This is a genomic window from Massilia sp. LXY-6, from assembly GCF_051233485.1.
Lineage (GTDB): Bacteria > Pseudomonadota > Gammaproteobacteria > Burkholderiales > Burkholderiaceae_D > Telluria.
In genome coordinates this window covers 1-12,513 of sequence record NZ_JBKFGF010000001.1, presented here as the reverse complement: position 1 = coordinate 12,513, position 12,513 = coordinate 1, and the positions used below count along the sequence as shown (strand labels likewise).

Annotated in this window: 11 protein-coding genes; 5 read left to right on the top strand and 6 right to left on the bottom strand. The window is 62.4% G+C overall.

What is annotated here, in order from left to right:
• Positions 1–85: 85 nt before the first annotated feature.
• Entirely contained in the window at positions 86–2,284 is a 2,199-nt protein-coding gene (locus tag ACI48D_RS00055) for a beta strand repeat-containing protein (protein WP_435569156.1), read from the top strand.
• Between the two features lie 327 nt (positions 2,285–2,611).
• Here ACI48D_RS00055 and rph read toward each other — a convergent pair whose 3' ends face one another.
• From rph to ACI48D_RS00040, 3 genes are read right to left on the bottom strand one after another with little or no spacing between them, the layout of a single operon-like run.
• Positions 2,612–3,352 (bottom strand): ribonuclease PH, encoded by a 741-nt coding sequence (rph, locus tag ACI48D_RS00050; protein ID WP_435569155.1) that lies wholly within the window; start codon positions 3,350–3,352, stop codon positions 2,612–2,614.
• 18 nt (positions 3,353–3,370) lie between these two features.
• The gene (locus ACI48D_RS00045; protein WP_435569154.1) at positions 3,371–4,315 is read right to left on the bottom strand and encodes a PP2C family protein-serine/threonine phosphatase; all 945 of its coding nucleotides are present in this window, start codon (positions 4,313–4,315) and stop codon (positions 3,371–3,373) included.
• Between the two features lie 10 nt (positions 4,316–4,325).
• The gene (locus ACI48D_RS00040; RefSeq protein ID WP_435569153.1) at positions 4,326–5,345 is read right to left on the bottom strand and encodes a serine/threonine protein kinase; all 1,020 of its coding nucleotides are present in this window, start codon (positions 5,343–5,345) and stop codon (positions 4,326–4,328) included.
• A gap of 119 nt (positions 5,346–5,464) precedes the next feature.
• Between ACI48D_RS00040 and ACI48D_RS00035 the strand changes: the two genes are divergently transcribed.
• The 4 genes from ACI48D_RS00035 (at position 5,465) to ACI48D_RS00020 (ending at position 10,145) form a co-directional block, all read left to right on the top strand.
• Positions 5,465–6,352, top strand: a complete 888-nt coding sequence (locus ACI48D_RS00035; RefSeq protein ID WP_435569152.1) for a YicC/YloC family endoribonuclease — start codon at positions 5,465–5,467, stop codon at positions 6,350–6,352.
• A gap of 202 nt (positions 6,353–6,554) precedes the next feature.
• Positions 6,555–7,202 (top strand): guanylate kinase, encoded by a 648-nt coding sequence (gmk, locus tag ACI48D_RS00030; protein WP_435569151.1) that lies wholly within the window; start codon positions 6,555–6,557, stop codon positions 7,200–7,202.
• A gap of 256 nt (positions 7,203–7,458) precedes the next feature.
• Entirely contained in the window at positions 7,459–7,662 is a 204-nt protein-coding gene (gene rpoZ, locus ACI48D_RS00025; RefSeq protein ID WP_019922806.1) for a DNA-directed RNA polymerase subunit omega, read from the top strand.
• Between the two features lie 242 nt (positions 7,663–7,904).
• Positions 7,905–10,145, top strand: coding sequence for a RelA/SpoT family protein (locus ACI48D_RS00020; protein ID WP_435569150.1), 2,241 nt, complete (start codon positions 7,905–7,907; stop codon positions 10,143–10,145).
• 57 nt (positions 10,146–10,202) lie between these two features.
• Here the strand turns inward: ACI48D_RS00020 and ACI48D_RS00015 are convergent, their stop codons facing one another.
• From ACI48D_RS00015 to ACI48D_RS00005, 3 genes are all read right to left on the bottom strand, one after another.
• Positions 10,203–10,568 (bottom strand): VOC family protein, encoded by a 366-nt coding sequence (locus ACI48D_RS00015; RefSeq protein WP_435569149.1) that lies wholly within the window; start codon positions 10,566–10,568, stop codon positions 10,203–10,205.
• Positions 10,565–11,140 (bottom strand): prohibitin family protein, encoded by a 576-nt coding sequence (locus tag ACI48D_RS00010; RefSeq protein WP_435569342.1) that lies wholly within the window; start codon positions 11,138–11,140, stop codon positions 10,565–10,567. The genes ACI48D_RS00015 and ACI48D_RS00010 overlap by 4 nt, the downstream gene beginning before the upstream one ends.
• A 182-nt stretch (positions 11,141–11,322) precedes the next feature.
• Positions 11,323–12,513 (bottom strand): putative bifunctional diguanylate cyclase/phosphodiesterase (locus tag ACI48D_RS00005; protein WP_435569148.1); only part of this gene is annotated, 1,191 nt, incomplete at its 5' end.

Sequence of the window (12,513 nt, the reverse complement as noted above, 5' to 3'; positions counted from 1 at the left end):
AGTCTCCGTCACCCCGGGCACCAGTGCCGCCTATACGATCGGCGGCGGCAGTGGTACCTACACGGCTACCAGCAGCGATACAAACGTGATCACAGCAAGCGTCAGCGGCAACAAGTTGACAGTGGTTGGCATCGCACCGGGGACAGTCAATGTCGCGATCACTGACTCGGCAGGCGCCAAGGTCACAGTTGCAATGACCACCACCAATAGCCAAGCTTTGTTCTCGACCGCGCCAGCACAAGTCTCGATCACTCCAGGCACCAGTTCCGTCTATACGATCGGTGGCGGTAGCGGGGCCTACACAGCCATCAGCAGTAATCCGAACGTGATCACCACAAGCGTCAGCGGTAATTCGTTGACAGTGGTTGGCGTCGCACCCGGGACGGCCAATGTCGCTATCACTGACGCCGCGGGCGCTAAGGTTACGATTGCGGTGACCACCACCAATAGCCAAGCTTTGTTCTCGACCGCGCCAGCACAAGTCTCGATCACTCCAGGCACCAGTTCCGTCTATACGATCGGTGGTGGCAGCGGGGCCTACACAGCCATCAGCAGTAATCCGAACGTGATCACCACAAGCGTCAGCGGTAATTCGTTGACAGTGGTTGGCGTCGCGCCGGGGACCGCCAATGTCGCTATCACTGACGCCGTAGGCGGTAAGGTTACGATTGCGGTGACCACCACCAATAGCCAAGCTTTGTTCTCGACCGCGCCAGCACAAGTCTCGATTACTCCAGGCACCAGTTCCGTGTATGCAATTGGTGGTGGCAGCGGGACCTACACAGCGGCCAGCAGTAACACGAATGTAGTTACGGCGAGCGTAAACGGTAACTCGTTGACAGTGGTTGGCATCGCACCCGGAACAGCCAATGTCACTATCACTGACGCTGCCGGCGGGAAGGTCACGATCGCGGTGACCACGATGAATAGCCAGGCTTTGTTCACGACTGCAGCGGGTCAGGTCTCGATCGTTCCGGGCAACAGTACCGTGTATGCGATCGGTGGCGGCAACGGTCCCTATTCGGCGACGAGCAGCAATACCAGCGTGGCCACAGCAAGCGTGAGTGGCACGTCCCTGACGGTCCAGGCCATTGCGGCCGGGGCGGCGACGATCATCGTTACCGATACAGCCGGACATCAAGTGCCGATCACAGTAAAAACCAGCAGTAGTGAAGCCTTGTTCACGACCGCACCGACACAAGTCTCGATCACTCCTGGTACCAGTGCTGTGTACGCGATTGGTGGCGGCAGCGTCCCCTACTCGGCAACGAGTAGCGACACTAATGTGGCCAAAGTAAAGATAAGCGGGACGTCCATGACAATTGACAGTATCAAGGCCGGGACAGCCACTATTACAGTGACGGACTCTGCTGGAAAATTCGTACCAATTATTGTCGCTTTCGATGATCCCCTCTTTATTACCGCCCCTACTGACATTACCTTGCCGTACGCTGGAGCGGCCTCATATCTTATTGCCGGCGGGGTACCACCTTATACGGCAAGCAGCAGCAGTCCCACGGTTGTGACGGCGAGCGTAAGCGGTACGAGCCTGAATGTCACCCCGCAGTGGCAGCAGTCTTCCCCATCGACTCCGGCTACCGTCACGGTCGTCGATGCAAAAGGACGTCGTGTACAAACGAATGTGACCGTCCTTGGTAGAGGGCAAAGCGGATCGATCCCTGCAATACTTCCTGCCTCGATCACAGTTAGTGACTGCACGACGAATATACCGTTCGTGTTTTTTGGAGGCACACCTCCATTTACCGTCTACAGCGGCGACAATTCGCATGTCCCTGTAAGTGCCGCTCTGCCGTTTGGCACTAATTGGTACTTTACGGCCAGCGTCCGGGTCTTGCCGTTCAGCGCTTTGGTTCCGGATCCGTTCAGAACTACCCTGACGGTCGTCGACAGCCAGTCAAAGACGGCGACGGTAGAGGTATTGGTCCCAGGTTCTTCAGTAAGAACCTGCCCCAGCAACCCTATTCTGGAAGTGGTGGCTGGTTCGACTGTCGCCAAGGAGACGGAACAGATCAGCTTCCAGATCACGGGTGGTACGCCGCCTTATAAAGTTGAATCGAAAAACTTTTTGCCGTTCAACACTTCTCAAGCGTACATCAGCACCCCCACAGGAGATCTTCCTGGCAACTCGTTCATCGCCACCGCACTGTCGACCGGCAGCGCAGTTACTGGCGAACTTACTGGCACGGCAATGATTACTGTGATTAGCAGGGACGGGCAACAGAAGAACGTCGTGTTGACGGTATATCCACAGCCAAAGCCATAACGGCTCTCCGCTGTCGCTGGTGACCCGGCATACCAAGCTCGATGTCAGGTCACCAGCGCGCTGCGGAAGCTCATCAGTGGACGCCCGAGCGCGTCTTGAATGATCCTCTTCGCGGTCGCCAACGATCACGCTGATGCCGCGTTGCTCATTACTCTTGAATACTTACCCTTGTGCTCAAGGAAAGTCTGCTTGAGGTAATGCTCCCAGATGAGTGGCAACTGGGCGCGAAGCTGCCCTGTTCGGCCATGAACGAGGGCGACCGGTCCGGCTTTAAGAGGTCGTCGGACTAGATCGATAGATCCAGTACTCACTCTTGAAGGTGCGTGATCAGCCCACCAGCCCCAGCGCCCGCTTCTGCACCGTCACCAGCTCGCGGATCCCGTGCTCGGCCAGGTCCAGCAGGCGGTTCATGCCCGCGCGCGAGAAGGCCGCGCCTTCGGCCGTGCCCTGCACTTCGACGAAGTGGCCGAGGTCGGTCATCACCACGTTCATGTCGGTGTCGCAGTTCGAGTCTTCGATGTAGTCGAGGTCGAGCACCGGCATGCCCTGGTAGACGCCGACCGAGACCGCGGCCACGAACTGCTTGACCGGCACCGAGGCGATCAGGCCGCGGCCGACCAGGACGTTGAAGGCGTCGTAGGCCGCCACCATCGCGCCCGTGATGGACGCCGTGCGGGTGCCGCCGTCGGCCTGGATCACGTCGCAGTCGAGGTGCAGGGTACGCTCGCCGAAGGCTTCCAGGTCGAACGCGGCGCGCAGCGAGCGGCCGATCAGGCGTTGGATCTCCTGGGTGCGGCCGGACTGCTTGCCGCGCGCCGCCTCGCGGTCCATGCGCGTGTGCGTCGAGCGCGGCAGCATGCCGTATTCGGCGGTCAGCCAGCCCTGCCCTTTCCCCTTCAGGAAGCCCGGCACCTTCTCTTCGATGCTGGCGGTGCAGATCACCTTGGTGTCGCCGCATTCGATCAGCACCGACCCCTCGGCGTGCTTGGTGTACTGGCGCGTCAGGCGGATGGCGCGCAGCTGGTCGACGGCGCGGTTGCTGGGGCGGGCGCGCATTTGCTCGTTCATGGTCATTGGAGGTCCTTGTTATTTGAGTAGCTGGGAAGATTTCTCGATCGCGTCGCGGATCTCGGCGATCGCCTTTTCGATGTCCTCGTCGCCGAAGTCGTCGGCCGCAGGATCGGCGCCATGCGGTGCGGCGGCAGGCTCCTCGGCCAGGCGGGTCGTGACCTCGCCTTCCGGCAGCAGCATGGTCGAGACCATGCTGTCGTCGCCGGGAGCCGCGGCGTCGCCGGCGCCCTGCCACTGGATCGCGAGGGCCGTGGTGTTGTCGCCGCGGCTGCCGGCGATCGCGGTGGCCATGCCGATCATGTCCGGCACCGCCTGCACGATGGTGTGGGTCGAGAGCTGGTGCACGATTTCGGTGTCGGGCAGGATGCCCCACAGGCCGTCCGAGCAAAGCAGCAGCACGTCGCCGGGCTCCAGGCTGGCCTGGCGCGACAGCTCGACCTTCGGCGGAGTCGAGGCGCCCAGGCAGCTGTACAGCTTGTTGCGGTCCGGGTGCGAGTTGCGCTCGCTGGGGTCGGCCAGGCCCTTGGTGATCAGGTGCTCGATGTGCGAATGGTCGCGCGTGCGCGCCAGGATCTGGCCGCGCCGCAGCCAGTACAGGCGCGAGTCGCCGCAGTGCGCCCACACGGCGCAGTTATGCTGGACCAGGCAGGCGACGATGGTGGTGCGCGGGTTATCGGGCAAGCCGTGCTCGCCGGCGTAGCGCTGGATCTCGTGGTGGGCCTGCAGGAAGGCCTCTTCGAGGAAGCGCTCCGGCTTCTTCACGTACGGGACGGCCTGGCTGCGGAACAGGGCCGACATGGTCTGCAGGGCGATCGAGGCGGCGACCTCGCCGCGCTGGTGGCCGCCCATGCCGTCGGCCAGCACCAGCAGCAGGGCCTCCCGCGTGTAGCTGTAGCCCATCCGGTCCTGGTTGACCTTGCGGCCGCCGATGTGGCTTTGCTGGTAGACGCTGAACTGCATGGAATTCCTTTTAAGACTGGCCGCCGCCGCTGCGCCGGGGCGGGCCGAATGGGCTGATGCGATTCACCAGGCTGCGCCAGCCGGACAGCGGCGCTTCCGCTTCCGCCGCCGGCGCAGCGGCCGGAGCCGCGGCAAGCGGCGTGCCGGACCACCCCGCCTGCAGCACCTTCTGCACCGCGAACACGCTCTGCGGGCGCGCCAGCGGATCGAGCGCCAGGCAGGACTTCACCATGGCGACCAGCTCCGGCGAATATACCCCGTCGATGCTGGTGAAGCGGGCCGCCATCTCGTCCCGGTTCTTGCGCTGGTCGGCCGGCTGCGGCGGCGCCCCGGCCATGCAGGCGTAGATCGCGGCGCCAATGCTGTAGATGTCGGTCCAGGGTCCGAGCGTGGCGCCTTTCGCATACAGCTCGGGAGCGGCGAAGCCCGGCGTGTACATCGGCGCCAGGGTCGGCGAATCGGTGTTGATGGTCTGGCGCGCGGCACCGAAGTCCAGCAGCAGCGGGGTGCCGTCGAGGCGCAGGTAGATGTTGGCCGGCTTCAGGTCGAGGTGCAGCAGCTTGTTGGCGTGGACCTCGCGCAGGCCGCCGCAGACCCCGTTGAAGCCCTGGCGGATGAAGCCCTCGCCGGCGCGCTGTCCCTTGGCCAGCAAACGCGAGATCTGTTCCTGCAGCGAGTGGCCCGACTCGTAGGCCATCACCATGTAGACCGTCTCGTTGGCGCGGAAGAAGTTCAGGACCCGCACCACGTTCGGGTGGACGATCCTCGCCAGCGCCCTGCCCTCTTCGAAGAAGCACTTCAGGCCGATGCGGAATACCGGCAGGTTGGCCTTCGAGATGACCGGCACCAGCTCGCCGGGCTGGCGCAGCGCCAGGGCGCTGGGCAGGTATTCCTTGATCGCGACCGCATTGCCGTCGCCGTCATATGCAAGATAAACAATACTGAACCCGCCGGACGCAATTTTCTTTACAATGCGATATCCGCCAATTTCCAGCCCTTCGGGCAGGGGAGCGTTATTTTGTGCAGCCATTTGGGAAAGTATTCCTTGCGTAACACGGCGATTGTGTGGATAAATCAGCGCTTTGTAAAGAATAAAGGGGGCTATTCATGCCCCGCGATTATCCGGGGACTCAATTGAGCATTTCTAGCATGACAGGTTATGCGGTCGCCACCAGCGAAGGCGCTGCGGGTACCCTCACGATCGAGATCAAGAGCGTCAATTCGCGCTTCCTCGACCTGCAGTTCCGCATCAACGACGAGCTGCGTGCGCTCGAACCGGACCTGCGCTCGGCGATCATGGCTGCGATCACGCGCGGCAAGGTAGAAGTCCGCCTCTCCTTCGGCCGCAAGGCGGCGAGCGGCTCCCAGGTGCTGAACCACGCGCTGCTGGGCGACCTGGCGCGGCTGCAGGCCGAGGTCACGCGCCACTTCGTGTCGGCGCCCTTGATGACGGTGGCCGAGCTGCTGCGCTGGCCGGGCGTGATCGAGGAGGCGCAGGTGGGCCAGGAATCGCTGCAGGCCGATGTCGCCGCCCTCACCTCGCAGGTGGTGGCCGCTTTCGTGGACAGCCGCAAGCGCGAAGGCGCGGCACTGGAAGCGATGCTGCTGGCGCGCATCGAGTCGATGGAAGCCATCGTCAAGCGCATCACGCCGCTGATCCCCCAGGTGATCGCGCAGTTCCAGCAGAAAGCGGTCGAACGCATGCAGGATGCGCTGGGCCTGGCCGGCCATGGCAACCCGCAGGTGCTGACGCGACAGGAAGTCTTCGAGCGGATTCGCCAGGAAGTCACTTTGTATGGCATCCGCATCGACGTCTCCGAAGAGCTGTCGCGCCTGACTGCGCATCTGAATGAGACGCGGCATATCCTGAAGAAGGGCGGCCAGGTCGGCAAGCGCCTCGACTTCATGATGCAGGAACTGAACCGCGAAGCGAACACGCTGGGCGCCAAGGCTTCGGTCAAGGAACTAGCGGACGCCTCGATGGAGCTCAAGCTGCTCATCGAGCAGATGCGCGAGCAGGTGCAGAACCTCGAATAATCGAGTATCAAAACAATCGCGGGTCAAAGCCCGGTTTTCGCGGATGGGCTCTGACCCCGACTGACTAATCGCGGGTCAAAGCCCGGTTTTCGCGGATGGGCTCTGACCCCGACCGATTATGACCCGACTGATTCTCGGCACGCGTGGGCACGGGGTGCCCACGCGGATTTAAGAACATCGCAAACGTAGCAAAGGAACAACCATGCACACCAACGCCTTTTCCGGCAGCCTGTTCGTCGTCGCCGCCCCGTCCGGCGCCGGCAAGTCGACCCTGGTCAATGCGCTGCTGGCGCAGGAGCCGGGCATCAAGCTGTCGATCTCGACCACGACGCGTCCGCCGCGCCCGGGCGAACAGGACGGCCGCGAATACCACTTCACCACCGCCGAGGATTTCGTCGCCCGCGCCGACCGTGGCGAGTTCCTGGAATGGGCTGAGGTGCACGGCAATTACTACGGCACCAGCCGCCTGAGCGTGGAACAGGAGATGAAGACCGGCGTCGACATCCTGCTGGAGATCGACTGGCAGGGTGCGCGCCAGGTCAAGAAGCAGTTCCCGGCCGCGGCCGGCATCTTCATCCTGCCGCCGTCGATCGCGGCGCTGGAGGAACGCCTGCACAAGCGCGGCACCGACGAACCGCACATCATTACGCGACGTTTGCTGGCTGCGGGCGGCGAGATCGCTCACGCTCCCGACTTCGAGTATGTTATCATCAACGAAGAGTTCAACGTCGCCCTGTCCGAGCTGCAGGCGATTGTCAAAGCGACACGTTCGCGCTTCGCCCAACAGGCAGCCCGCAACGCCTCGCTCTTTGCCCAGTTGGGAATCCACGCGCAGCAACCGCAATCCTGACCCCTACTCTTCATCATCGGGGTCAGAGCCCGGTTTTCACGGGTGGGCTCTGACCCCGACTGATCAAGGGGGTCAGAGCCCGGTTTTCACGGGTGGGCTCTGACCCCGACTGATCAAGGGGGGCAAACCCGGTTTTCACGGATGGGCTCTGACCCCGACTGATCAAGGGTGGGTTCTGACCCCGACCGATCAAGGCAACAGCACACATTTAGTTGGCCGGACCGAAGCCGGCCTTAAATATCTCTAGGAGTAAACCATGGCCCGCATCACCATCGAAGATTGCCTGAAAAACATCCCGAACCGTTTCCAGCTGACCCTGGCCGCCACCTACCGCGCGCGCCAGCTGCTGCAGGGCCACACCCCGAAGGTCGAAGCCAAGGACAAGCCGACCGTCGTCGCCCTGCGCGAAATCGCTGCCGGTAAGGTCGGCATCGAAATGCTGAAAAAGGTCCCAATGTAATTCTTTGGGGTCAGATCCCGGTTTTCGCGATTGGGCTCTGACCCCAACTGATTTTGGGGTCAGATCCCGGTTTTCGCGATCGGGCCCTGACCCCAACTGATTACTTTGGGGCCGGAATCAGTGAGGCAGGAATAAGTCGGGGTCAGAACAAGTCGGGGTCAGAGCCCAACCGCATGAACCGGGCTCTGACCCCGACGTATTCTGATATGCTGTCTCCACACAGCGGCTGATCCTCTTCGAGTATGACCTTGTCTCCACCGGATTCCATCCAATCAGGCACCACCAAGGGCAGGCCCAACCGGCCTGCCAACAAGCCGCAGGAAGCCGAACCGCCGCCCGCGCCTAGCGTTGCGTCGATTTCCCACCTCGCCGGCAAGCTGGCCGAATACCTCACGCCCGCCGAACTCAAGAAGGTCAAGGAAGCCTACCGCTTCTCCGACGAGATGCACCTCGGCCAGGTGCGCAAGTCGGGCGAACCCTATATCTCCCACCCGATCGCCGTCGCCGAGATCTGCGCCGACTGGAAGCTCGACGCCCAGGCCATCATGGCCGCGCTGCTGCACGACGTGATCGAGGACCAGGACGTCAAGAAGGAAGAGCTGATCGAGCGCTTCGGTTCCCAGGTCGCGAACCTGGTCGACGGCCTGTCCAAGCTGGAGAAGATCGAATTCCAGAGCGTGGTCGAGGCCCAGGCCGAGAACTTCCGCAAGATGCTGCTGGCGATGGCGTCCGATGTGCGCGTCATCCTGATCAAGCTGGCCGACCGCCTGCACAACATGCGCACGCTGGGCGTGATGGCGCCCGCCAAGAAGCGCCGCATCGCCGGCGAGACCATGGAAGTCTATGTGCCGATCGCGCATCGGCTCGGCCTGAACGACATCTACCGCGAGCTGCAGGACCTGTCGTTCTCGCACTTGTACCCGCTGCGCTACCGCACGCTGGCGAAGGCGATCAAGGCCGCGCGCGGCAACCGTCGCGAAGTGGTCCGCAAGATCCTCGACGCCGTCAAGAACACGCTGGGCGCGGCCGGCATCCAGGCCGAAGTCTACGGCCGCGAGAAGACCCTGTTCGGCATCTACAAGAAGATGCGGAATAAACACCTGTCGTTCTCGCAGGTGCTGGACGTCTACGGCTTCCGCGTCGTGGTCGACACCGTGCCGAACTGTTACGTGGCCCTCGGCACCCTGCACGCCCTGTACAAGCCGATGCCCGGCAAGTTCAAGGACTACATCGCGATCCGCAAGATCAACGGCTACCAGTCGCTGCATACGACCCTGATCGGCCCCTACGGGACCCCGGTCGAATTCCAGATCCGCACCCAGGACATGCACCGCACCGCGGAAAGCGGCGTGGCGGCGCACTGGCTGTACAAGACCGGCGACCAGAACATGTCGGATTTGCAGCAGCGTACCCACGCCTGGCTGCAGTCGCTGCTCGACATCCAGCAGCAGACCGGCGACTCGGCCGAATTCCTCGAGCACGTCAAGGTCGACCTGTTCCCGGATTCGGTGTACGTGTTCACGCCGAAGTCGAAGATCATCGCCCTGCCGCGCGGCGCCACCCCGCTCGACTTCGCCTACTCGATCCACACCGGCATCGGCGACCATACCGTGTCCGTCAAGATCAACCACGAGCCGGCCCAGTTGCGCACCGAGCTGCACAACGGCGACATCGTGGAAATCGAGACCGACCCGAACTCCAGGCCCAGCCCGACCTGGCTGTCTTTCGTCCGCACCGGCAAGGCGCGCTCGGCGATCCGCCACTACCTGCGCACGATCAACCTGAACGAATCGGTGGAACTGGGCCAGGAGTTGCTGTCGCAGGCGCTCGGTCAACTGGGCATCCACAACGAGCTGGCGCAAGGCACCATCGAGAAGCTGCTGGCCGAATCCTCGGCGAGGTCGATGGACGAGCTGTACGCCGACATCGGCATCGGCAAGCGCATGCCGGCGCTGGTGGCGCGCCACATCTTCGGCCTGATGGACAATCCGGTCGACGCCGTGCCGACCCAGCCGAGCAGCTCGAGCGAGCTGGATCCGGTGAAGATCTACGGCAGCGAAGGCGTGTCGGTGCAGCTGGCGCCCTGCTGCCTGCCGATCCCGGGCGACCAGATCATCGGCCAGCTGCGCCGCGACCAGGGCCTGGTGGTGCACACCCGCGACTGCTCGCAAGCCATGCGCCTGCGCAACAAGGAGCCGGACCGCTGGATCGCGGTCCAGTGGGGCAGCGAGCTGAACCGCCGCTTCGACTGCCGCATCCGCCTGCTGATCAACAACGAAAAGGGCATCCTCGCCCGGGTCGCCGCCGAGATCGGCGAGTCCGACGCCAACATTACCTACGTCGGCATGGACGAGGACGACGAACACATGATGACCCAGCTGCGCTTCACGATCCAGGTGAAGGACCGCGTGCACCTGGCCCACCTGATCCGCAACCTGCGGCGCGTGGCGGGCGTGAACCGGGTCGAGCGCGAGCGGACGTAATCAGGGACCCGCGTGGGCACCGCATTGAGGCCCCGGCCTCAATGCCCCACCCTCCTGTTAGCGCACCGCAGCCACATCGAACAGCGGATTCTCGATCAGCCCCAGCACATTCCCGAACGGGTCCTTCAGCTCCGCCACCCTGATCCCCTCCCCCACGTCCTGGATCGCCTCGTGCGCGGTCGCGCCGAGCCCGACGATGCGCGCGAATTCGGCCTCGATATCGTCCACCCCCCAGTACACCACCGAGCCCGCCGTGCCCGGCGTCCCGTCCGGCACCAGGCCGAGCTCGAAGCCACCGATGGCGAAGCCGACGTAGAACGGCTGGTCGAAATACGGCGCGCTGCCGAACACCTCGCCGAACCATGCCTTGGCCTGGCCCAGGTCGGCGACGGGGTATTTCACGGTGCGTAATCCCTTGATCATGCTGGTCTCCTGCGTTGGTGAGTTATTTTGCGTTGTTCACGCTGATGAACGGGATCGCGCCGCCTGGCTTCGACCTCGATACGCTGCAGGTCGCGTTCCGCCTTTAGCTTCAGCTGCTCGGCCGTGGTCTTGGCTTCGATCGCGTCATTGGACGAGCGCGAGAAATTGAAGTTCACGATCGAGAACTCGTCGACCACGATGCCGTGGCGCGCCAGGCGTTCGCGCAACTGGGCGACGATCTGGTCGCGCACGTCGGTGCGCTTGGCGATCAGCTCCTCGGCGGTGAAGCGTGCGGTGACGGCCTTCACGGCTTCCTGCACGGACGGGATGATGATGCGCGTGCCCGGTTCGTTGCCCAGGTCGCGGAATACCGTCACCGCCGCCTCCGGCCTGACGTGGTAGTTCAGTGCCACGCGGGTGTGCACGGTCTGCAGGTCGCGCGAGGCGGCGTCGCCATCGCCTTCGCCCTTCTGGATCGAGACATTGACCAGGTTGAGCTTCTGCGCCAGCGGTATGCGGAAGTGGATGCCTTCGCTCAGCACCTCGCTGCTCGGGCTGCCGAAAGTCGTCATCACGCCGCGACTACTAGCAAGCAATTGTCTAGACTCGTGGGACCATGTCATTGGTCATGCAGTCCCCGACGCGCACGCCCGCATCAACTTGGCCAGTCAATGTGCCTGTCAGGGTAACGAATTAAGCAGGGTCAACTGACCACTTACGCTTCTATGTCGACGCCAACAAGTAACTTTTGGCATTATCTATCTGCCGCCCCTGTCTCACCCGAAAGAAAAGCGTTCATCTGCTCCCAAGGCAACGGACGGCTGAAGAAATAGCCCTGGTAAGACAAGCATCCGCGTTCGGCCAAGAAATCTCGCTGCGCTGCCGTCTCGACGCCTTCTGCGATGACGGAAATCCCCATCGTCTCGCCAAGCGTAATGATCGTGCTGACAATGGCCGCATCGCGCGGGTCATGCACAACGTTACGCACGAATGCCTGGTCGATCTTCAACTGGTCGAGCGGCAAGCGTTTCAGGTACGAGAGCGAGGAATAACCGGTGCCGAAATCATCGAGCGAAAGCCTCACCCCGTGCGCCTTGAGGTGACCGATTTTTTCAATCGCCTCATCGATACCATCCAACAGGAGCGACTCGGTTAGCTCGATTTTCAGCCTATCTGGACGTGCTCCTGTCTTCTCAAGCGCAGCCAGAACCTCGGCAACGAAATCTGGCTGGCGAAATTGCAGTGCGCTTACGTTGACCGCCATTAAGATCGGAGCCGTCGCTGGTTGGGCGCCTAGTAGGGCCAACTTCGCGCAGGCCGTTTCCAGCACCCACCGCCCGAGAGGGAGGATCAGGCCGGTTTCCTCGGCAATCGGGATAAATTCGGCGGGCGATACCATGCCGCGGACCGGATGCTGCCAACGCACTAGCGCCTCCATCCCGAAGACCCTGCCATCGGCGTTGACCTGGGGCTGATAATGGAGCAAAAATTGGTTTTGCTGGACTCCGTGGCGCATTTCCGTCTCTAGCGCGGCACGGGCCAGCGCCACGGCTTGGATCTTTGGATCGAAAAAGCGGATAGTATTGCGCCCGACTGCCTTTGCCTGGTACATCGCCATGTCGGCCCGTTTCAAAATCTCGGTAATGCTGTCGCTCCCGCCTCCGAACAATGTAATACCTATGCTAAGTGAGATGTGCCGTTCGTATCCTCCAAGGTTGAATGATCCATTAACCGAATCGAGCACAGTACGAGCGATTCGGTCGGCCCGTCTCGCCGCCGTATCTAGGTCATCAGCGAGGTCTTCCAATACTATTACGAACTCGTCCCCTCCTAGGGAAGCGCTGAACAAATAGGTTTTGCGCCCGAGTCGAGACGACAAACCAGCATCGGATGCCACGGTGGTCGAATTCAGGTATTTTTCGCGTCTGGTGCGGGGTCTCGAGAC

Excerpts from the sequence above, each read along its gene's own strand:
- ACI48D_RS00040 (WP_435569153.1), bottom strand. The coding sequence starts at position 5,345 with ATGGCTGCACAAAATAACGCTCCCCTGCCCGAAGGGCTGGAAATTGGC.
- ACI48D_RS00035 (WP_435569152.1), top strand. The coding sequence starts at position 5,465 with ATGACAGGTTATGCGGTCGCCACCAGCGAAGGCGCTGCGGGTACCCTC.
- ACI48D_RS00010 (WP_435569342.1), bottom strand. The coding sequence starts at position 11,140 with ATGACGACTTTCGGCAGCCCGAGCAGCGAGGTGCTGAGCGAAGGCATC.
- rpoZ (WP_019922806.1), top strand. The coding sequence starts at position 7,459 with ATGGCCCGCATCACCATCGAAGATTGCCTGAAAAACATCCCGAACCGT.
- ACI48D_RS00020 (WP_435569150.1), top strand. The coding sequence starts at position 7,905 with ATGACCTTGTCTCCACCGGATTCCATCCAATCAGGCACCACCAAGGGC.
- ACI48D_RS00015 (WP_435569149.1), bottom strand. The coding sequence starts at position 10,568 with ATGATCAAGGGATTACGCACCGTGAAATACCCCGTCGCCGACCTGGGC.
- rph (WP_435569155.1), bottom strand. The coding sequence starts at position 3,352 with ATGAACGAGCAAATGCGCGCCCGCCCCAGCAACCGCGCCGTCGACCAG.
- ACI48D_RS00045 (WP_435569154.1), bottom strand. The coding sequence starts at position 4,315 with ATGCAGTTCAGCGTCTACCAGCAAAGCCACATCGGCGGCCGCAAGGTC.
- gmk (WP_435569151.1), top strand. The coding sequence starts at position 6,555 with ATGCACACCAACGCCTTTTCCGGCAGCCTGTTCGTCGTCGCCGCCCCG.